Consider the following 19979-nt stretch of genomic DNA (forward strand, 5'->3'; position numbering starts at 1 on the left):
GATTTTATAGGATGCACGAACTTGGAATTACTCAAAATATTGTGGCAATCGTGACTGAACATGCCAAAGGTGCAAAAGTGCAGCGAGTTTTATTAGAAATTGGCAAACTTTCAGCTATTATGCCCGATGCTATCCGATTTTGTTTTGATATTTGCACTCAAGGCACAGTTTTAGCAGGGGCAACATTAGAAATTTTGGAAATTCCTGGCTTAGGGCGATGTCGCCAATGCGGTACAGAAATTTATTTAGATAAACCATTTGGTATCTGTAACTGCGGTAGCACGCAATTAGATTTAATTACTGGTGAAGAACTGAAAATTAAAGAAATAGAAATAGAGGAATTATGTGTGTAACCTGCGGTTGTTCTGATGATGGTGAAACTAAAATTACCAATCTGGAAACAGGTGAAGCTGAACATAACCATCATCATCATACTCACACTTTAGCAGATGGTACTGTCATCACTCATTCTCACAGTCACGACACTCATATAGAAGCGTCTCAAATTCATGCCAAAATACACAATACAACGATATCCTTAGAACAGGATATTTTGGCAAAAAATAATTTGATAGCAGCCCAAAATCGGGGATGGTTTAAAGGTCGAAATATTCTCGCCTTAAATTTAATGAGTTCTCCCGGTGCGGGGAAAACAACTCTTTTGACACGAACCATTAATGATTTAAAACATCAATTATCTATCGGTGTAATTGAAGGCGACCAAGAAACTGCTAATGATGCCAAAAAAATTAAAGAAACAGGCTCTAAAGTCATCCAAATTAACACTGGAACAGGCTGTCATTTAGATGCATCAATGATAGACAAGGGTTTACAACAACTGAATCCGCCACTGAACTCAGTTGTGATGATTGAAAATGTGGGAAATTTGGTTTGTCCAGCTTTATTTGATTTAGGAGAAAATGCAAAAGTCGTGATTCTCTCCGTCACGGAGGGAGAAGATAAGCCGATAAAATATCCCCACATGTTCCGTGCTAGTGATGTAATGATTATCACTAAAATTGATTTGCTACCTTATGTAGATTTTGATGTTCAAAAGTGCATAGAATATGCTAAACAAGTAAATTCCCAAATTCAGATTTTCCAGGTTTGTGCAACAACTGGTGCTGGGTTAGAGAGTTGGTATAAATGGGTAACTGAAAAGGTAACAAGCTTGTCAACACTACTCCCTTCAAATACCTAAATTTTTTTGAACATAGACGTGCATACCATTTAGACAGCTAGAGTGATCGCTATATCTCTGTAATCTTGCTATCACGTTGAAAAATTTGGAATAAGAAGCTGAAAAAATGCAAATATAAGAGAATTATCTCGAATTGTATAATGAACTACGATGCAGTTAAACATTTACCAAGCTTTTCTGCTTATTAGTGTTAGCACTTCTAATCTTTTAACTACTCCCGGATGTGCTGCCAATCCTGAAGAGGTTAAGCAGCTGCTGAATACCAACAAGTGTTTCAACTGCGACTTATCAGGAGCTAACCTTCAGAGAGCTAACTTGTCGCAAGCTACTTTGTCCCAAGCCAACCTTCAGGGAGCTAACCTTCAGGGAGCTAACTTGTCGCGAGTTTCTTTGTCCCAAGCCAACCTTCAGGGAGCTAACCTTCAGGGAGCTACTTTGATGCAAGCCAACCTATCAGAAGCAAAGCTGTCAAAAGCCAACCTATCAGAAGCGGAGCTTCAGGGAGCTTTTTTGTCACTAGCGAACCTTCAAGGAGCGAACCTATCAGAAGCGAAGCTTCAGGGAGCTATTTTGTTCCATGCAAACCTTCAAGGAGCTAACTTGTCGCAAGCTGACTTGTCGCAAGCCAGCCTGTTAAAAGCCAACCTGTCAAAAGCCAACCTTCAGAGAGCTTTTTTGATACTAGCCAACCTTCTAGAAGTTAACCTTCTAGGAGCCAATCTTCAAGGAGCCATCTTGCAAGGAGCGATGATGCCTGATGGGAAAATTCATCCTTGATTTTTGTGGTGGTTTTAGCCTTAACTGAACCGTATTGACTTATAGGGTTAGAACTGGCGGTGCGATTCGGGGTGGGTATTCGTTGCAAAGAGTGCGATCGCGCTACGCCAGTTTTAGTTTTTGGCCTTAATCCAAGCGTATTGTGGTATAAATGGGTAAGTGAGAAAATCACAAGTTTTTTTACCAGTAAATCAATCACAAAGTCGCTGTAGTTCCTCAACTGTATTTAGGGTTTTGATAGCCTGTTGAATCACTTTTAATCGCTGTAAATCTGTGATTTGGTAAATGATTGGCATTAAATCTAAGCCAGTAGTCCCAAATTTAATCTCTAGTGCCAATTCAATACCTGAATATAATTCCTCTCGTCGTCCGCGTGCTTCCCCGCGTGCTTCCCCGCGTGCTTCTCCTTCACGTAAAATTTCTTGATACCAAGGCGATTCACGCAACACAGCCATATCCCACCTCATGATTTCTTGGACTAGGGCACTCTCTATTACAAACGTAGCAAAAAAAGCCAAAACTGTTTCAAGTTGATTTAATTGTTCATCCTGACGCAGAATTTGCAAGGCTTCTCGAATTACAACCTCGTTTTCACCCCCTTTGAGGATGGGTACAAATGGAATTAAGGATGGTAATGGTGTCTCAAAGACAGTATTTACATCAACTTCCCATAAGTTAATCACCCGATAATCTTGAGTTGCTCTTAAACCTGCAACATTTGATGTATATGTTGTAGGTATTTCTGTGTTAGTTCCTTTAAGAATGTTGATTAATACCGGATAGGTAGGTAAATTATATTTTTCTTCAGCTAGAGCTGCATAAGCACGCATCCGTCGTGGCATTTCCGGTTTATAGCGCAGTTGTAATTCATTTACAACTAGAAATTTTCCATACTGCGGATTCTCGACACGGATAAGTACATCACTTTCTCTACTAAGCCACTGAAATTCTGAGTTGAGAATTTCACCTACAATAACATCAGGAATTTCTGTTACCCATTTTACCCAGTTATCGGGTGCAAGACTGATTAGGCGTTTAGTGCTGATATCAGCAGGTTTGGGCATAAGCAAGTAGGTACGTTTAGATAAGCGCTATTGCACTTTTATTTAGACTACCACTGAGTATGGACATTGCGATCGCCTAAATATTTCCGTCTCAAAATACAAAAATTAACCCAAATTACAGTAGTTATTTCTACTTTAATAACTAACTGCATCCAATTAAAAAAAATGAATTATACCTCTCAGAAAATACAACACCCTGCACTTTAAAAGTACAGGGTGGAAGACAGCAATAAGGATGATTCCCAGTTTCTATTTACCTCAAAGCCAATCTCGGTAAGCTGATATTTCATTGACGCTGATTTCAAACGGCATCCCTTTACCAAATGGCGGATAAACGCGGATTTTGCCGTTGGTAGCAAACCGCTCTAATCTATTACCTAACTGAGGAATATTGCTGACGATATGCCAGTAAGATACTAAGTCAGGGCAGTCAATAATTAGTGTTAGGATGCTAGCATTTGTTGTGAGATACCACTGACAATTAGACAACAGTACTCGCGTAATGCGATCGCAAGCTTGATAAAAGCATCTGCCAGTAGACTGTTCTAGCTCCATTTGCAGCATTCCATCCTGTTTTGTTACCTCAGCTGGAGGTAAGTCATCGGGAGGAAGCATGTATAGTTTAGAAGACATAATTTCGCACCTCTTGGTTGTAGCGCGTCAAACTCTCCAGGTTTTTTCGCATATCCGCAGACGAGGGTTTGAGTGCTAACGTACCTAAATCTAATTCGTCCTGAAATTTCTTGATTTTGTCTCGACAAGTCTCCACATCACCGATAATTGAGTTCTCAATCAAATAGTCTTCATCGAAACAAATATTTGTGCGATCAAATGGTTTTTGGTTAGGATTCGCACTATTTTTCAAGATTTCAGCCGAATTAGCTTTCATTTTCTGGCTAAATTTGCGAACGAAAGGTAACGCTTCACTCACTGCCTCGTCAAATGTTTTGCCAAGAAAAAAGAAGCGTGCCAGCACAAAGTTTTCCGCACCACTAGAATTTAAGGCTCGATATTTGGTAATAGTATCCTTCAATCTCTCTAGGGAAAATGGCGGCCCACCCATCAAGCTGAAGGAATGTTTAGCAGCAAGCTCAATACCATCATCACCACCAGTGGCAACATACACTGGTATTTGACTTTGCAATGGTTTGGGGTAAATTGTCAGGCGATCGCATTGATAATATTGCCCATTAAATGATACATCAGTTTCATACAAAAGCTTCTGAATCAATGCGATCGCCTCTAGCATCTTAGGACGAGATTCACTTGGGAGGGTCGCAAAATGCTTGTTTTGTTGAGGAAAGGGGCCACCTTTAGCAACTCCAAATAATAATCGTCCATTGCACAAGTTATCCAAAGTGGCAATATCTTCCGCTACGCTAATAGGGTTATGGAATGGCAGCAACACCGCCGCAGTGCCTAATTGGATAGTTGAAGTCAATCCTGCCAAATGTGCCATCAACACCAACATAGACGGGCTGAGATTAGATTCACTAAAATGGTGTTCACTCACCCACGCTTCCTCAAAACCTAAGCTTTCTGCCTGTTTTACTAGTGCAACTTGCTCAAAGATGGCACGACGAGCATCTTGGTGAAAATTATCGTAATTGCAGAAAATTCCAGTTTTCATTACTTGTGTTGATACTTTGTATTCACCGTAGGTGCTGATTATTCTAGTGGTTGATAGGTTTGTAGTAAGGGACTTACAACAAATAAATTACTACTACTTGTGGGGTGGACAGTAGTAAGGGACTTCCAACAAATAAATTACTACTACTTGTGGGGTGGACATCTTGTCCGCCCTTAGCTACGGGCGGGCGAGACGCCCACCCCACAAAAAGTAGTTGAGTATTTTTTTATTTGGAGTTCCCTAAGCACTTTAGTGCTTAAATATTTGGGAATAAAGTCCTCTCTACAAAAGCATTTACCCCTCTCAATTAATGTGATGAATCACTAAGTTGCAACCCACTGCAACTCCAACCATAGGCGTGGGTTGTTCTCTTTGACCCTCGACAGCGGATCGCGTAACAATCGCTTGGCATTCATGCAAACAACCTGGATTAGACCCATATTGTCTGCTACTTCTCTGAGTATTTCTTTTTGAGCTTGCACACAGGAAATCATTTCGTCGGAGCAATAAATTCCTATATATTGCAAACGTCTGGCAGGTCGTCCCCAAAAACAGGTGATGACTTTTACATAACACCCATCCAGCAATTCTCCAACTTGCGGGTAGTAATGGTTGACGACTCTTGTGAATTCCTTGGCTAAGATATCTTCAGCAATCATTGGAACTGATATTTCTGTAGCGTCCATCACGCTATTTAATATAACATAATTTTATCAGTTAAACATGACAAAATATTGTATTAAGCTGGAATAAAATATTAAATATTACAAAAAAAGAGGTGTACCTCATTCGGGATCACCTCAGATTTGCGTAAAGCATCTTTATATTAAAAGTTCGTAATTCCTAATTCGTAATGATATTTGCAGACTCGCCAACGTAATTATGTTATATATAGATTAGGATTTAAATCCTACCCATAATGAATCCTAACAAATTTTAGAGGTCGCTGACTCTAAGTCTTGATTTAATTACAAATTACGAATTAGTGTTGAATTATAACTTTTGAATTTTTAATTATTAGCGAGCATTACGTTCACAAACTAAAACCTCTGCTATGATATCCGGCACATTTACAAAGTCTGTAAATCCTTCAGAACCAACGATTGGTGAAATAAATGTATAGTTTGGATCGCACACTCCATTGTCATATACTTGAATAAACCACCTATCAGGAAATCCTTCTATACCTAGTTCCACAGTGTACCAACTCTCGCCAATCAGACGAGAGTTAAAGATTGTGAACCACTCTCTGTTCTCTTCTGAAATATTCCAGTCTGCCATGAGCAGTTCTAAAGCTATTTGTCCCGCATCCGTTGAAGTCAACAACATTTTTACTCCTTATTTGCAACTTCAGGATTTGCAACTTCAGTATTAGGAACTTCCGGGTATAAACCTAATTCTTTAGCTAGCTCGCGCGCCACAAAAAATAAAAATTGGGCACCATCTTGATTGCCTTCATGGGCAAACATAGTTGCTACTTGTAACATTGTTTCTACTAAACCGGAATCAATCAATTCGGGTTTAGATTCCAAAATTTCTGGTTCTTGACCATTAGGACATCTGAGTAACTCATCTATCAGATTAAAATACAGACTTTGACGTTGTTCTGTCATGGTAATTTTCTTGATTTTAGTAAATTGTCAATAAGTTACTGTTCGATACTTTGGTGCCACAGTCTTTCCAACATTTCAACTTGTTCTTTTAAAACAGCAGCACGATGAACAAGATATCTGTCGTAAAAAAGAATCCCTAACCCAACACAAATCGGGGTTAACAAGAAGAACCATTGCAGGATAGTGGTAAATTTATATTGTTCAGCAACAGTAAGCATTTGATGAACCACATTACGATCGGAGGATTGAATGTTAGTCTGAGGGGAATGTGTACCCTCTGTGTAGGGAACCAAGGCAGGAGCATCTGTAGTCGTGTTGTTAACTTCGCAAGCTAAATTCTGAGATTTTACTAACTCCAGGTGTCGCTCCCAAACGATGCCAAATACTACTAGTTCTGGTGAAAGCACTGCTAAAGTAACGACGCAAACTGTGAGAACATTTAAAAGTTTGGCTTTCATCTTGGCTCTCCCTTGCTAGGTAGTATGCACCCAGTAAGAAAATATCTTTTGCTGTTTATTTAAAGTAGTTGTATATTTCTACCTATCAAACAGTTTTGATATTAAAATATGTGTAATCGGTAATTTTCAGTTATTTTTCTCATTACCACTGATCCCTGACTTATAAAAAGTTACCAACCTTTTCCCAAACAAACATAGAATTATTCAGTCAGAAGTAACGCACTTAGATTCGGTAATCTGGTTTCATCCTACTTTCAAAAGAGAGATTAAGAAGTCCCCCCTAGTTCACTAAGCTTGCGCTCAGGAATGTTGGGGGGTAGAGGGGAATCTCTGCGTAAATCCTATACGATTTATATCAGCCGCTCTCCACAAAACAGTTTACCCCAGCCCTGTTAAGATTATTAAATTCATTAGAATAGTACTCAAAGCCTATAAGCCTCACCTAATAAGTATTTTAAAAATTAATTGGGGTATGGGTGCTAGTGTTTTTCGGATGGGGTTCTAGTATTTCCGAGGTGGGGTTCTGATGTTTTTGCACTCAACTTTAAAGCAATGTAGGCAATGGTTAAAGACTATTTACGATGTAATTTTGGACTGATAAAATCTGTACTCAGAATAAAATATCAATGTCTCTTGATAAAGATAGACTAAGAAATCAGGAAAAGCAATTAAATATTTTAAAAATCAATTATTATATTTTACTAACGAATATAAAATAAAGAAAAATATTTATATATACAGAATTACAAAAAAATTGAATCTTAGCCCAAAAGATAATAGTTAGCAATTCCAAATGCTAAAATAGAAGAATGATAAGCTAGCCTCTTCTCAAGTGAGAATCAATGGGAATATCTAATAAAAGTTCTTCCTAAGCTTTCGTATTGTGTGGTTAAGTTAGAATACATACTATATGCACTCATTGGCATGAAACGGCAAAATAAATACATCAAAGCTTATTGTTATAAGTAAATATTCTGTACTAAGATTTAGGATTTTAGGAGTTAAATAATGCGGATTGCTCAAGACGTAACAGAACTGATTGGACGAACACCTTTAGTTCAACTGAACAAGATTCCTCAAGCTGAAGGAGTAGTTGCAAGGATAGTTGTTAAATTAGAAGGCATGAACCCAGCGGCTTCGGTGAAAGACCGCATCGGGTTAAGTATGGTACTCTCGGCGGAAGCCGCTGGCTCAATTTCTCCAGGAAAGACCATTTTAGTTGAGCCTACTTCAGGTAATACAGGAATTGCTCTAGCAATGGTAGCAGCAGCGCGTGGCTACCGTTTGATTTTGACCATGCCAGAGACTATGAGCCAAGAACGACGCGCTATGCTGAGAGCTTATGGTGCTTCTTTGGAGTTGACACCAGGAACTGAGGGTATGCGGGGAGCAATTCGCAAAGCCGAAGAAATTGTGGCTAATACTCCTAATGCTTTTATGCTGCAACAGTTCCGCAACCCTTCTAATCCCAAAGTTCACCAAGAAACCACCGCCGAAGAAATTTGGGCAGATACAGACGGGGAAGTAGATATCGTCATTGCTGGGGTAGGTACTGGTGGAACGATTACTGGGATTGCAGAAGTACTCAAACAGCGCAAGCCGACTTTTAAGGCGATCGCAGTTGAACCCAGCAATAGCCCAGTCCTCTCTGGTGGTGAAGCCGGGCCACATAAAATTCAAGGTATTGGGGCCGGATTTATCCCAGATGTTCTCCGCCTAGAATTGGTTAATGAAGTAATTAGAGTCAGTGATGAACAAGCGATCGCCTATGGGCGACGTTTGGCAAAAGAAGAAGGCTTATTGTCTGGCATATCCTCTGGTGCAGCTTTGTGTGCCGCAATTCAAGTAGGTAAACGTCCAGAAAATGCCGGACGTTTAATCGTGATGATTCAGCCTTCCTTTGGCGAACGTTATCTCAGCACACCCATGTTTCAAGATTTGTCTCTAGAAACCGCTGGCGTGCGTTAAAAAGACAGGGAGGCTAGAGATTAACAAACCTCCCTGTCCTGATCATTTGGCTCTTACATAAATTAAGGCAACTTACCTTTTGAGGTGCGATCGGATCTCATATTACATTACTAGTACAGCATGGCGTAAATAAACTACCCCTACCCTTCGGGAACGCCAAGGGCGAACGGGTGACGCTCTCTACCAGACGCTGCGTGTAGCTTGCAACTCTTACAGAGTACGCAGGCTCGCTCTAAGCGTTCGCGTAGCGTCTCGAAGAGAAGCCATGCCGTTGGCGTACCACTTCGTGGAAGCAAGCTAGCAAGAGCGTGTCGCAGACAAGCCTCTCGTTCGCGTAGCGTCTCCCCTTGGGAGAAGAGAAGGCTTTACGCTGCGCTAATGGCAGTTCCTCATGGGGAGCCAGTGCGTTGGGCGGCTCTGCCGACTTGAAGCAACTGGCGTGGGAACCCCCTCTGAGCGACTGCCTCACCATTCAAAATCAACCAAACGGTTATACTGCATTCGTTTTGAATTTCAAATTTTGAATTCCGGCTTGCGGTACTAGTGTTTCTAACTACTTCATATTCCCACGGCTGCGTAAATATTGCTACGCTCATTTACCCTAAAAGCCGTGGTATTATTCTGTGAAACTTGCCTCTTACAGTTCATGCTTGCCCGAATTATAGATATAGCGCTTCTGGGTTGAGTGCAATACAGACCTAATAAGAACAGCCCCTAACCTTATAAAAAGATTTATTTTCTCCAAACTCTTGCTGTGTCGGTGGGTAAAGATTAACATATCTGTGGGCAGAAGCAATATCTTCTTAAATCAACCTTAATAACAGTGAAAACCTTGGGCTGTCTATTTTAAATCTTGTTTAGCACCAGTTAAGCTTATCTGCATATAGTGACTTAAGACCATTACCTGCTAGGTTATAAATCAGTACAGACTATACTATAGACAATTTACTCAAAACTCTTTCCGGCTTTAAAATCAGAGGTATCAATGATTATAACTAATTTTAGCAAACAAAGAAATGAATTTAAGGAATCTAAAGTACTCAAAGCTAAACCACATTGGCAAGGGCAAAATTTGAGTGATACTGCTGTCAAAGGTAAAGATACCAAGATGCGAGATCCTGCACCTGATAGTTTGATTTTGAATAACTTAAATCGCGGTCGAGTTGCTATTTTTATTGATGGCTTAAGCCTGTTCCATACAGCCTTACAACTCGGCATAGAAATTGACTACGTTAAATTGCTTTGTCATTTAACCAGCGGTTCCAGACTGTTGCGTGCTTTTTTCTATACTGGAGTTGATATCAGTAATGAAAAGCAACAGGGTTTTTTATTGTGGATGCGTCGTAATGGCTATCGCGTAGTGGCAAAGGAACTCGTTGTACCAAGCGAGAATTTCAAAAAATCAAATCTGAACGTAGAAATTGCTGTAGATATGATAACTTTAGCTCCTTACTACGATACAGCGGTTTTAGTTAGTGGCGATGGAGATTTAGCTTATGCTGTAAACGCTGTCAGCAGAATGGGGGTTCGGGTGGAAGTAGTCAGTCTGCAAACAACGACTAGTGAAAGTTTGATTGATGTTGCTGACTGCTTCATTGACCTCGATAGTATTAAAGTACACATTCAAAAAGATTCTAATCTTGGCTATAGTTATCGCACAGCCTCAAATTTAAACCTCTAATTAAAAAGAGGCAAAGAGTGAGAGACACAGGGACGTATAAAAGATATCTCTATGTCTTTGTGTCTTTGCTTTGCCCATTTTGCTCGACCCTATATTTCAGATGGATATTTTAATAGTTGAAGATGAACCAGAAATTGCTCATTTAATCGAACTCTCTTTAGAAAAAGAAGGATTTTTTTGTCGCACTAGCCGCGATGGGATGAATGCTTTGCGGATATTTCAAGAGCAACAACCTGATTTAATCATTCTAGATTTAATGATTCCTGGTTTGGATGGGTTGGAAGTTTGTGCCCGAATTCGCCAGAAACCAGGTGCCAAAGATCCTTACATTTTAATGCTTACTGCTAAGGGTGAAGAAATTGATCGCGTCATCGGTCTATCTACTGGTGCTGATGATTATATGGTCAAACCCTTTAGCCCCAGAGAGTTGGTAGCTAGGGTGCGGGCACTATTACGGCGTAGCCTCCGCCAAGGGGGACAACATCAAGTCAATCGTACCCAACACTTTATTGTCGATGTAGACCAGCGCACTGCCAGTCGTCAGATGAATTCTCAAGAAGTTGAAATTTTGGACTTAACTACTCTAGAATTTAACTTGCTAACCACCTTTGTCAGTAATCCTGGTCGAGTTTGGAACCGCACTCAACTAATTGATAAACTTTGGGGAGATAATTTTTTTGGCGATGAACGAGTTGTAGATACTCATGTAGCTCGGTTGCGAAAAAAGATTGAACCCGATCCGGCAAATCCTACTTTTATTAAAACTGTTGTTGGGGTGGGCTATAAATTTGAAGATCCTTTGGTAACGTAAATATTATGAAGATGGGGCTGAGAGGGCGCCTATTTTTCTCCCACTTAGTAGTAATGATCGTGGGGGTAGCTAGTCTGGTGAGTATCAGCAAAATCTCTTCCCCCCGCTTGTTTGTCTTGCATTTGGAAGGATTAGAAAATCAGGGATTCGACTTAATCGATGTCCGTGCTGAATTGGTGACAGGATTTGAACTTGCTTGGCAGCGAAGCACTCTTTGGTCAGTCTTAGTCGGCACTACCGCCGCCGGAGGATTGAGTTACTGGGTGTCCAGACGGATTATGCAGCGATTGACCGAGATGGAACAAATCACCCAAAAATTTGCTGCTGGTCAGATGGATGCACGACTACCTGTGTCTGACATTCCAGAACTTAGTGGACTGAGTACCAGTTTCAACCGAATGGCAGCTAGTTTAGAAGGGGTAGAAGCGCGGCGGCGAGAAGTGATTGGAGATATGACCCATGAACTCCGAACACCATTAACTGTAGTGCGCGGTTACTTGGAAGAACTGGCTGATGGGGAAATTGAAGCGTCTCCTGAAATCTATCGGCGTTTAGCTAAAGAAACTCGACGCTTAGAACGGTTAGTGAACGATTTACAAGAATTATCTAAGGCAGAAGCTGGTTATCTACCAATTAATATCCAACGGGTAAATTTACGTCCGTTGTTAGAGTCATTAGTGGAGAAATTTACCGACCAACTATTAGAAGATGGGCCAGTTCTGCTCTTGCAATGTCCGTCTGTGCTACCTCCTGTATTGGCAGATATTGACCGGACAGAGCAGGTATTGGTTAATCTGCTAGGTAATGCAGTACGTTATACTTACCAAGGTTCAATTACCATTAGTGTTGGGATTGAAGCATCTCAACTCTGGATTGCAGTTAGTGATACAGGCATTGGTATCGCTCCAGAAAATTTGCCTCATGTATTTGAGCGCTTCTGGCGAGCTGACCAATCGCGCGATCGCCATTCGGGAGGTACTGGTATTGGTTTAACCATTTCCCGCCGTTTGATTGAACTACAAGGCGGTCAAATTCAGGTAGAAAGTGAATTGGGAGTTAGTAGTACGTTTCGCTTTTTTCTGCCTTTGGCTTGAGTTGAGCCATAAAACCTTGAAATCCCAGGGATTGACACAAGGTAGTCACGGCTGTGTCATACCCAATTGCTAATTTGAAAGTATCCAAAATTTTAGCATGTTGATGGATGCCGAGATTTTGGAAGTGCATAGAGTATAATATTATGTCTACTTTTATTTTGGCTGCTTTTTTGGTTAGTTTACTGAGCTTTTCGGGTTACGCTGCGATCGCCTACCTGTTCCCTCAAAATCGTTCCCAAGACTGACCAATTAACAATTCAAAATTCTTCGCACAGTGTCTTGTAAAGAAGAGAGTTTCAAACTCTTATTTAAACCCCAATTGTAGCAAGATCTCCAGGGTAACTTAACAACAAGTGTTTACCCTGGTGGTTAACAGTGTGCTGTAACTAAATGGGAACACATGGGTTTGTACATCTTTTTCTTGCCAGCATACTGCTCAAAGATGAACCCAATTGAATTAGAGTGGCAACATCTTAAAAAAGATGAACTCTGTGGGCAAATATTTGATGATGAGCTAGACCTCGCTTACGCCGTAATTGACGGTATCAAAGCTAGGGGAGAAAAAGATAACTACAGTACACAACGTGTAAAATTTAACTCTAATTTCTCTAGTTAAATTTTCATTACATAATTCGAGAGTCTTGGGATGGTAAAATGTATACCTCTACGACGCAGATAATTACGGATTCTACGATCCTCTTAATCTGCTATCGCTTGTGACGATTTTGCAGCAGTAGCAGCAGATTCGTTAAAAGAGACAATTATGTATCAAGTTTCTGTTGAAAAAATTTCAGGATAAGTCATAGATTTAAATAGATGAATTTATCCATGACTGATTTAATTACCAAACAACAAATTTTTATAGGAGACGATATCCCTACTTGCCTGCATAAATTGACAAAAAGCGTAATTTGCTTGATTGGAGGAATTCAATGAGTCGTCCACCATTGTTAGACCCAAATCGCTCGTATACTTTTAGCAATTACTTTGAATTAGGGTTTGCAGTTGATGATTTAGTAGCTGAATTTGGTTATTCATTCGAGCGTAAATTTTTGGAATTACCACAATATTCAGGCTCATTAGACAGACTTGCCGAACTAAAACAACGGATTGAAGAAGTATTACCTTTTGTGGATTTAGAAAACGAAGCTACTCGCCGGGAAATTTTCATTGCGCCGATTGTTACTGATTTAATTCATTATTCCCACGCTAAATTACGAATAGAATACAATATTAAAGTTGATAACAAGCTCCAAGGGAATTTGGATTATTATCTGCGAACAACAACAAATTTAATTGTGATTGAAGCCAAGCAAGCAGATATAAATAGGGGATTTATACAACTAGCGACCCAGATGATAGCTCTCGATAAATGGACAGATTCTACACAAGCTGAAATATTGGGAGCAGTAACAACAGGTAATGTTTGGCAATTTGGTTTATTATACAGACAAAAACAAAGTATTGAACAAGCAATTAACCTTTATCGAGTGACTGAAGAATTAGAAGTTGTAGTCAGAACGTTGCTGGCTGCACTGATGAATTAACCGCTAACTGGATAAAAATAAACTATACCTATAGGCCCAACCCGTACCGCTTTCACTTCATAAGTGGCTTCAATTCATGCTGGTTCGCGCACTAACTCTGTGATTTGTCTCTGAATTCATGGTTTGCCCTGTCTCTTCCGGTTTCGAGCGATCGTTAGGCTCATTTAAGATTCGCTGTAATAACCGCAGCACTTTCTACTTGGTTTTTACTTAAAAAATAAATATTCAAATGTTCAAAGACAGAGTTTGCAAAGGCAAGTGACATGGTTTCTTTTAGCAGAATCCTTCGTCTTTTTATTTTCACCTGCGAATCTGTTTTCGTTAACGAATCCCTACACAATTTTATTATTGATTACGCTTGCAGGTAGTTTGCTAGCAAACTTTCTCTCTCCAGAGACAAAAGCGTTTCGAGCGGAGCAGAAATTGCAATCTAAAGATTTCAAGCATCCTAATAGTAATACAAAGACTATTATATCTAGCTGGATATCTGAGCCTGTACCAAGCCTAGAAAAATTTAAAGTATTGCTGGCTCAAGTAGTAACTAAGTCCAAGTCCAAATCCGAACCAATATCCGATCCAGTAATGAAGTTGGAACAATTAAAAAAAATGCAAGAGCAAGGAATAATTACTGAATCCGAGTTTGAAACAAAAAAGCGTGAAATACTTGATAAAATGTAAAGAATACTGACTTCTAAGTTATTATTTATTAAAATAATTGGTAATTCGTAATTTAATTCTTAACTACGAATTACAAATACGAATTAGTTAATTTCCTTTCTCAATAATTCTGGAATTTGAGAAGGACGTTCAGCTACTGTCACTTTTGCTTCTTTTAAAGCAGCTAATTTACTTTGGGCTGTGCCAAAGTCAGGAGCGCGTCCGATAACTGTTGCTAAAGTCCCGGTTTGGCGCCAACTTTTTCCTGGTGGTGCTTGTCTACCTGCAATATAGGCAATTACTGGTTTATCAATTGCCTCGGCAATGTACCGCGCTGCTGCTTCTTCACTATCACCACCAGGTTGACCGACTAAAACGATCGCTTGTGTGGTTTCATCTTCATCGAGAATTTGCAGCCATTGGAGAAAGGAGGAACCGACGATTGCATCACTACCAATACTGACACTAATCGACTGCCCTAAACCTGCTTTTGTTAATTCGTAGGCAATTTCGTAGGTGAGGGTGCTGCTACGACTAACGATCCCCACTGTCCCAGGAGTATAAAATTCGCTGGGTTGAGTCCCTAAGAGAATTTTTCCCGGTACAATGATCCCCGGACTATTTGGCCCGATTACCAAGGTTTCATAAGCTTCGGCTTTGCGGAGTAATTGCACCATATCCAAAGGCGGCACACCAGCAGTAATAATAATAATCTGGCGAATCTTAGATGCGATCGCTTCTAATGCTGCATCTAAAACGTCATAAGGATCTACACAAATAATTGTTGTGTCAATTGCCCCAAATTGTTCTGTTACCTCCTCTACTAAATCCAATACTGGCAGTCCATGCAGTTCCTGTCCGCCGCATCCAGGATTAACACCAGCTACTAAATTTGTGCCATAAGCTTTCATTTGCTCGACATGAGTGCTTGATATAAATTCACAAAAGCCTTGAATTAAGACTTTACTTTCTGGCGTTAGGTTCATAAAAAATTACCGTAAGTTTGGCAACCCAGCGCCTTCAACCACTGGGCATAAAAACGACCATTTACAGTGTCGTATTGATTCAATTTTTACTTAAATTCCAAAAATTAGTGTGGAAGCTGAGTGTTCCAAAACTCAGAAAACCAGCCTCTAGCTAGGAATATTCAGTTTGAATGCACTATATAATTTAGTCCCAGAAAGCAAAGCTGTACTTGATTTGAACATCAAATTTAAAAATTTATACCCGACGGTAAAAATTAATAATTTTTGATTTTTGAATTGTCACAAAATGACATTCACTATCTTTTCTTAGCTGTTGGTTTAGCAAGACGAACTGCTGCCGCCACTGCCTCATCTAAATTTTCTACCACGAGGAGCGCGTCGCTATGGGTTTTTAGTGTTGCTAAATCTTTTCTCGCAGTGTTAAATTCAGAACCAGCAAGACGAACAACTAAGGATGGAAAATTAAGCTCTTGCCGAACTTTACTACCATTAGAACGTACAACCTGTGATTCAAGTTCGCTGTTGTCTGGCTGCACAACTCTAGCTATAACTTCAGCCACTTCCTCAGTTTGCGGAATGCTACCCAGAAAGTTAATTAGTATTACTTGAATGCTTTGATCAGCCTCCAGCATTTTCAAACCTGTTTCTAGGCGATCGCGGAAGGTAGTTGGTGTAGTATCTGTAAGAAAAGCATGACGTAGATTCAAACAAACACCTGGATTGCCACCAGCATTCGCAACTAAATCTAAAGTCGCCATCACTGAACCAGTACCATTACCTAAAATACCGATTTTTCCATGCATTTGTACACCATCCCAGTCGCCCAAAATACCATTGATTTCAGTACTGGTATGACGACTGATAATTTTTGCTGCCATCTCCGCCAGATCGGGATGACGCTTGATCGACCGTTCGTTGACCCTGACTTTACCATTAAGAGCCATAACTTGACTACTAGTACTGACTGCCAAGGGATTAATTTCGACTAAATCCAGGTCTTTTTGGACAAATAACTCGTACATCTTCTCTAAAACGCTGCTTACCGACTGCATCAGCGTCCCTTGCAAACCCATTTTCAAAGCCAATCGTCGCGCATAAAATGGCGAGAATTCTTGTTCTACAACAACATAGTGCATTCTTTCCCCAGCGGATTCCCAATCGATGTCTGCTTCTTTGCAACCTAAAAGTACCGGTCGGCAGACAGCAGTATCTAAAACCACCGCTAAATAAAATTCCTGGTTGGCGTCGTATTGAGATTCTGCCAGCACAACTTCCGGCAATTCGCCCCATATTGGTAAACTAAAAATATTTTGAGCTGCTGCGACCGCATCAATAGTTGTTTGGGCAAACCTGACTCCACCCGCTTTTGCCCGTTCTGCTCCGTGGACTTGAGATTTCAGTACAATTGGAAAGCGAATTTTTAACCGTTTCAAATCTGTAGGATGGTCAATTCGTTGGGAAGGCAATACCGGAATGCCTATCTTCGCAAACCATTCTTTAACTTGGTACTCTAATAAATCCATTGATACACCTTGTATTGACACTTTCCAAGCTTTTGGTTAGTCCTGTCTTAATATTTTGCAGCACCTTTATTGCAGAATTAACCTTTTTGCAGCTATCAAAACTTATTTTTTACGGATCAATTTTATCGAATTCAGCAAATTCAGCATATTAATTTCGATAGCCAACCTGTTTGTAGCAGAACCACAACAGGTAATTAATTTTCTCAGCAAGTTTCCCAGCATAGAAGATAATTAGCAGTTCTGTCAAAATACTCTGACATAGCATAGTTTTCTTAACCTCTAGATAATTTGGTAACAACTGCTCTGCAACTAGATTTTGCAGAGCAGTAGGTATTGTGAGTTTAATTGTCGCGAAATAACGCAGTGAAAATACTCAAATTTCCTATTATTCCCATTTTGTATTTGTAATTTATATCTGAAGACAGATTATTTAATTTTGCATCTAGCGCTGTAAAAATGTATCGCCACGAACAATAATTACTTTTTTAACTTTTGGTGAAAAGTCAGAATTTGTGTTAGAAAGTTGGTCGTTCAGATTTTCAGGCTGTGGTTGATTAAACTGTGCATTTGCATTCAACAAACCTAAAAAGTTCATTTCATCTCCTTAAAGATAATCAAAACAATATAGAAGTTCAGCGGGAAAGCTCTATGAAAGTAGCAGTCCAGCAGGAAGATTTACAGCTTTTAGCCAAAACTTTGCAAGAACAATTACTTGTAGAAGTCTCAACCGCTGAAGTCTTAGAGGTTAAGTGCGTCGTCAATAAAGGCGAGCTAATGATTTTAACGCAACACGCATCAGATGTAATAGTTGACGCTCAACTAATTTTTGCAGTTATTGAGGAAGTACTTCAATCTCTAGCACCCCACAAAGAGCAGCGGGTGCAATGTTTCCTCAGAGTTTTTGGCGAACAATTTCCTTATACTAAATGTTTCTTGGCGTTGAAGCCGACTGAGGGATGGGTAGCAGAAAAAGATGAAGAAGCACAAGAAGATAAGGAAGTAATATCCCCCTCATCGTCTCTGACATCTTCTCCATCAATCAATGAGAGTGAAGAAGAAGAACTGTTTGACCCGTTTGCAGATGTGCCGAATTTGTCGGCTTCAAAGCCAGGATTCCAGGTCAAATCTATCCTATTGGGTGCGACGTTGGTGGTAATTATAGTTTTGGGCGGTGGTGCTTACTTATTGACTCGCCCTTGTGTGATGTCTGAGTGTAAAGAAATACAAAACGCCGAGCGATTAAAAACAAAATCTCCGCAGCTGATGCGCCACGCCAAATCTGAAAAAGAATTAGTAGCTGTACAACAGCAACTTACAGCAGCCAGTACAAACCTGAATGTAATTCCTAGTTGGTCGCCTCGTTACCAGCTGTCACAGGAACTAAAAGCAAGTTTGTCTGGGCGAGCAGAAAAAATCAATCAGGTGGTCAAAGCTTTGCAAACGGCATCTTTGGCGACACAAAAAGTTCAAACTCCTGCATCTAGCTTAGAGGAATTACAAACTAGGCAACACTTATGGCGACAGGCGATAGCACCACTAGAAAGTATAAGTTCCAGTAGTGAACTCTATGGGTTGGTCCAGGGTAAATTACTGAATTATCGTGTCCGTTTGCACGCTGTAAATCAACAGATATTTCTTGAGGAAAAATGGCTGAAAAAACTAACCGCAGCAAAAGTTGTAGCCGTTGCAGCCGAAAAACAGGAAGCTACTGCTAAATCCTTGAATGACTGGCAAAAGGTGCAGTCTACTTGGCTGGTAGTAATTAATGCTTTGAATACCATTCCCCGAAATAGCGTTGGATACCAAGAAGCCCAAAAGCTGTTGGTAGATTATAAACCTAAGTTAGTATTAGTACGCGATCGCGCTACTAAAGAACAATTAGCTGTTAAAACCTACCAACAGGCCCTTAGCACTGCCAAGCAAGCCAAAGTTTATCAACAACAAAACCAATGGCAAGCAGCAGCGATATATTGGGATCAGGCTTTGCAAACTGCTAAAAAAGTTCCCCAAGATGGCTTGTACTACACTCAAGCTCAGTCTCTCATCGAACCCTATTCAGCTGCGCTCAAACAAGCACAAGAAAAACTACAAGTTGTTAGTAGTTTGCAACAAACCCGCACTGACTTGGATAAGACCTGTACTAATGGAATTCGGATTTGCATCTTTAGCATGGACAATGCAGGAATTATTGTCCGGCTAACCCCAGAGTATGATCAAATAAGGCAAAATAACTTGGCTAATCCTTATTCTAAGAACTCGAATACTGCTATTGACGTTACCAATCACTTGCAAATCTTGCAGGAAGCCCTAGCCGTAATTGGTGAGAATGCTAATCTGTCCCTTTTTCTTTATGATTCCCAAGGTCAGGTAATTTATACGCGGACTTTAGGCGGGTAAGTAGAATACCCATTGAAGTATAAAGGATAAATTGTACATTAACTAATTATTTGTCAATTTAACAAAATATTGCTACAGCATTTCAAATACCTAAAACCCTGACATAGTAAAGATTATGTCAGGGTTTTTACTATTTAAGAAAAATAGTGATTGCACTAGTGGGTGAAGATAACAGATTTTAGACGTGGCTTGCTGAATCACCGAATCGCATGATTAAGTCTTAGAGAAAGCAGGCTGTTGCAAATACTCTTGGTGTTTCTATTGTTGATTGAATTTAGGCAACCTCCAAGAATTTACATAAAATTATGCTATATTTTTGTAATAAATAAATTAAATTATACTGAATAATGCAGGTGTCAAGTAACCCGAATTCTGTCTATCCTAGTGCTGTACAGTTTAGGGTGGAAGTCAGTTTTTCTCCTGGCGCATAATTAACAATAGGAAAGCGATTCGGTAGAAGTTTTAACTTGCTTACTTTAGACTTGTCGGGAAATAAGAGAGAATAGACAGCAGTGGTAGGGAAGGATGATGCTGAATATTGAAGGTGCGCTGAAGCAAGACCGACTGTTGAG

The 19979-nt window shown here is 40.0% G+C and carries 21 protein-coding genes; 11 read left to right on the forward strand and 10 right to left on the reverse strand.

All coding sequences use genetic code 11. From position 1 onward, the window contains the following. Positions 1 to 11 precede the first annotated feature (11 nt). The 3 genes from hypA (at position 12) to V7K56_RS09800 (ending at position 1978) form a co-directional block, all read left to right on the forward strand. A complete protein-coding gene (gene hypA, locus V7K56_RS09790; RefSeq protein WP_334909921.1) occupies positions 12 to 353 on the forward strand; it encodes a hydrogenase maturation nickel metallochaperone HypA in 342 nt (113 codons plus the stop codon). Continuing rightward, a complete protein-coding gene (gene hypB, locus V7K56_RS09795; RefSeq protein WP_334909922.1) occupies positions 344 to 1201 on the forward strand; it encodes a hydrogenase nickel incorporation protein HypB in 858 nt (285 codons plus the stop codon). The genes hypA and hypB overlap by 10 nt, the downstream gene beginning before the upstream one ends. Positions 1202 to 1351: 150 nt before the next feature. Further along, on the forward strand, positions 1352 to 1978 hold the full coding sequence (locus V7K56_RS09800) for a pentapeptide repeat-containing protein (RefSeq protein WP_334909924.1): 627 nt from the start codon (positions 1352 to 1354) through the stop codon (positions 1976 to 1978). Between the two features lie 191 nt (positions 1979 to 2169). Here V7K56_RS09800 and V7K56_RS09805 read toward each other — a convergent pair whose 3' ends face one another. The 7 genes from V7K56_RS09805 to V7K56_RS09835 all read right to left on the reverse strand — a co-directional run bounded on the left by V7K56_RS09805 (position 2170) and on the right by V7K56_RS09835 (position 6743). After that, the gene (locus V7K56_RS09805) at positions 2170 to 3042 is read right to left on the reverse strand and encodes an Rpn family recombination-promoting nuclease/putative transposase (RefSeq protein ID WP_334909926.1); all 873 of its coding nucleotides are present in this window, start codon (positions 3040 to 3042) and stop codon (positions 2170 to 2172) included. Positions 3043 to 3300: 258 nt separating this feature from the next. Further along, positions 3301 to 3675: a hypothetical protein gene (locus V7K56_RS09810; protein WP_334909928.1), complete on the reverse strand. Its 375-nt coding sequence runs from the start codon at positions 3673 to 3675 to the stop codon at positions 3301 to 3303. After that, positions 3665 to 4672: an LLM class flavin-dependent oxidoreductase gene (locus V7K56_RS09815; RefSeq protein WP_334909930.1), complete on the reverse strand. Its 1008-nt coding sequence runs from the start codon at positions 4670 to 4672 to the stop codon at positions 3665 to 3667. Before V7K56_RS09815 ends, V7K56_RS09810 begins: the two co-directional genes overlap by 11 nt. A 323-nt stretch (positions 4673 to 4995) precedes the next feature. Then, positions 4996 to 5358 (reverse strand): hypothetical protein, encoded by a 363-nt coding sequence (locus V7K56_RS09820; RefSeq protein ID WP_334909932.1) that lies wholly within the window; start codon positions 5356 to 5358, stop codon positions 4996 to 4998. 331 nt (positions 5359 to 5689) lie between these two features. Continuing rightward, a complete protein-coding gene (locus tag V7K56_RS09825) occupies positions 5690 to 6001 on the reverse strand; it encodes a hypothetical protein (RefSeq protein WP_334909934.1) in 312 nt (103 codons plus the stop codon). A 2-nt stretch (positions 6002 to 6003) separates the two neighbouring features. Next, the gene (locus V7K56_RS09830; protein ID WP_292774662.1) at positions 6004 to 6285 is read right to left on the reverse strand and encodes a hypothetical protein; all 282 of its coding nucleotides are present in this window, start codon (positions 6283 to 6285) and stop codon (positions 6004 to 6006) included. 35 nt (positions 6286 to 6320) lie between these two features. Beyond that, positions 6321 to 6743 carry a hypothetical protein gene (locus V7K56_RS09835; RefSeq protein ID WP_334909937.1) on the reverse strand — a complete coding sequence of 141 codons (423 nt, stop codon included), beginning with the start codon at positions 6741 to 6743 and terminating at the stop codon, positions 6321 to 6323. A gap of 1008 nt (positions 6744 to 7751) precedes the next feature. Between V7K56_RS09835 and cysK the strand changes: the two genes are divergently transcribed. The 7 genes from cysK (at position 7752) to V7K56_RS09870 (ending at position 14522) form a co-directional block, all read left to right on the forward strand. Beyond that, positions 7752 to 8711, forward strand: a complete 960-nt coding sequence (cysK, locus tag V7K56_RS09840; protein WP_334909939.1) for a cysteine synthase A — start codon at positions 7752 to 7754, stop codon at positions 8709 to 8711. Positions 8712 to 9696: 985 nt separating this feature from the next. After that, the gene (locus V7K56_RS09845; protein ID WP_334909941.1) at positions 9697 to 10392 is read left to right on the forward strand and encodes a LabA-like NYN domain-containing protein; all 696 of its coding nucleotides are present in this window, start codon (positions 9697 to 9699) and stop codon (positions 10390 to 10392) included. Between the two features lie 100 nt (positions 10393 to 10492). Then, entirely contained in the window at positions 10493 to 11203 is a 711-nt protein-coding gene (locus V7K56_RS09850) for a response regulator transcription factor (protein WP_334909943.1), read from the forward strand. A 5-nt stretch (positions 11204 to 11208) separates the two neighbouring features. Beyond that, positions 11209 to 12297 (forward strand): sensor histidine kinase, encoded by a 1089-nt coding sequence (locus V7K56_RS09855; RefSeq protein WP_334909945.1) that lies wholly within the window; start codon positions 11209 to 11211, stop codon positions 12295 to 12297. Positions 12298 to 12739: 442 nt separating this feature from the next. Beyond that, a complete protein-coding gene (locus V7K56_RS09860; RefSeq protein ID WP_334909947.1) occupies positions 12740 to 12913 on the forward strand; it encodes a hypothetical protein in 174 nt (57 codons plus the stop codon). Between the two features lie 316 nt (positions 12914 to 13229). Then, on the forward strand, positions 13230 to 13844 hold the full coding sequence (locus tag V7K56_RS09865) for a hypothetical protein (protein WP_334909949.1): 615 nt from the start codon (positions 13230 to 13232) through the stop codon (positions 13842 to 13844). Between the two features lie 258 nt (positions 13845 to 14102). Beyond that, complete coding sequence (locus V7K56_RS09870; protein ID WP_334909951.1) at positions 14103 to 14522, forward strand: SHOCT domain-containing protein; 420 nt, start codon at positions 14103 to 14105, stop codon at positions 14520 to 14522. A gap of 83 nt (positions 14523 to 14605) precedes the next feature. On the opposite strand, the gene V7K56_RS09875 is transcribed toward V7K56_RS09870, so the two are convergent. The 3 genes from V7K56_RS09875 to V7K56_RS09885 form a co-directional block, all read right to left on the reverse strand. Beyond that, positions 14606 to 15487, reverse strand: coding sequence for a succinate--CoA ligase subunit alpha (locus tag V7K56_RS09875; RefSeq protein ID WP_334909953.1), 882 nt, complete (start codon positions 15485 to 15487; stop codon positions 14606 to 14608). A 296-nt stretch (positions 15488 to 15783) separates the two neighbouring features. Continuing rightward, positions 15784 to 17010, reverse strand: a complete 1227-nt coding sequence (locus V7K56_RS09880) for a succinate--CoA ligase subunit beta (RefSeq protein ID WP_334909955.1) — start codon at positions 17008 to 17010, stop codon at positions 15784 to 15786. Positions 17011 to 17452: 442 nt separating this feature from the next. Continuing rightward, the gene (locus V7K56_RS09885) at positions 17453 to 17605 is read right to left on the reverse strand and encodes a hypothetical protein (protein ID WP_334909957.1); all 153 of its coding nucleotides are present in this window, start codon (positions 17603 to 17605) and stop codon (positions 17453 to 17455) included. A gap of 53 nt (positions 17606 to 17658) precedes the next feature. Between V7K56_RS09885 and V7K56_RS09890 the strand changes: the two genes are divergently transcribed. Next, complete coding sequence (locus V7K56_RS09890; protein ID WP_334909959.1) at positions 17659 to 19407, forward strand: hypothetical protein; 1749 nt, start codon at positions 17659 to 17661, stop codon at positions 19405 to 19407. Positions 19408 to 19979: the final 572 nt, after the last annotated feature.

It is taken from the genome of Nostoc sp. (genome assembly GCF_036917535.1).
Taxonomy (GTDB): Bacteria; Cyanobacteriota; Cyanobacteriia; order Cyanobacteriales; family Nostocaceae; genus Nostoc.

Bases quoted from the DNA above. Each gene is read 5' to 3' on its own strand.
- hypA (WP_334909921.1), top strand. From the start codon at position 12: ATGCACGAACTTGGAATTACTCAAAATATTGTGGCAATCGTGACTGAA.
- hypB (WP_334909922.1), top strand. From the start codon at position 344: ATGTGTGTAACCTGCGGTTGTTCTGATGATGGTGAAACTAAAATTACC.
- V7K56_RS09800 (WP_334909924.1), top strand. From the start codon at position 1,352: ATGCAGTTAAACATTTACCAAGCTTTTCTGCTTATTAGTGTTAGCACT.
- V7K56_RS09805 (WP_334909926.1), bottom strand. From the start codon at position 3,042: ATGCCCAAACCTGCTGATATCAGCACTAAACGCCTAATCAGTCTTGCA.
- V7K56_RS09810 (WP_334909928.1), bottom strand. From the start codon at position 3,675: ATGTCTTCTAAACTATACATGCTTCCTCCCGATGACTTACCTCCAGCT.
- V7K56_RS09815 (WP_334909930.1), bottom strand. From the start codon at position 4,672: ATGAAAACTGGAATTTTCTGCAATTACGATAATTTTCACCAAGATGCT.
- V7K56_RS09820 (WP_334909932.1), bottom strand. From the start codon at position 5,358: ATGGACGCTACAGAAATATCAGTTCCAATGATTGCTGAAGATATCTTA.
- V7K56_RS09825 (WP_334909934.1), bottom strand. From the start codon at position 6,001: ATGTTGTTGACTTCAACGGATGCGGGACAAATAGCTTTAGAACTGCTC.
- V7K56_RS09830 (WP_292774662.1), bottom strand. From the start codon at position 6,285: ATGACAGAACAACGTCAAAGTCTGTATTTTAATCTGATAGATGAGTTA.
- V7K56_RS09835 (WP_334909937.1), bottom strand. From the start codon at position 6,743: ATGAAAGCCAAACTTTTAAATGTTCTCACAGTTTGCGTCGTTACTTTA.
- cysK (WP_334909939.1), top strand. From the start codon at position 7,752: ATGCGGATTGCTCAAGACGTAACAGAACTGATTGGACGAACACCTTTA.
- V7K56_RS09845 (WP_334909941.1), top strand. From the start codon at position 9,697: ATGATTATAACTAATTTTAGCAAACAAAGAAATGAATTTAAGGAATCT.
- V7K56_RS09850 (WP_334909943.1), top strand. From the start codon at position 10,493: ATGGATATTTTAATAGTTGAAGATGAACCAGAAATTGCTCATTTAATC.
- V7K56_RS09855 (WP_334909945.1), top strand. From the start codon at position 11,209: ATGAAGATGGGGCTGAGAGGGCGCCTATTTTTCTCCCACTTAGTAGTA.
- V7K56_RS09860 (WP_334909947.1), top strand. From the start codon at position 12,740: ATGAACCCAATTGAATTAGAGTGGCAACATCTTAAAAAAGATGAACTC.
- V7K56_RS09865 (WP_334909949.1), top strand. From the start codon at position 13,230: ATGAGTCGTCCACCATTGTTAGACCCAAATCGCTCGTATACTTTTAGC.
- V7K56_RS09875 (WP_334909953.1), bottom strand. From the start codon at position 15,487: ATGAACCTAACGCCAGAAAGTAAAGTCTTAATTCAAGGCTTTTGTGAA.
- V7K56_RS09880 (WP_334909955.1), bottom strand. From the start codon at position 17,010: ATGGATTTATTAGAGTACCAAGTTAAAGAATGGTTTGCGAAGATAGGC.
- V7K56_RS09885 (WP_334909957.1), bottom strand. From the start codon at position 17,605: ATGAACTTTTTAGGTTTGTTGAATGCAAATGCACAGTTTAATCAACCA.
- V7K56_RS09890 (WP_334909959.1), top strand. From the start codon at position 17,659: ATGAAAGTAGCAGTCCAGCAGGAAGATTTACAGCTTTTAGCCAAAACT.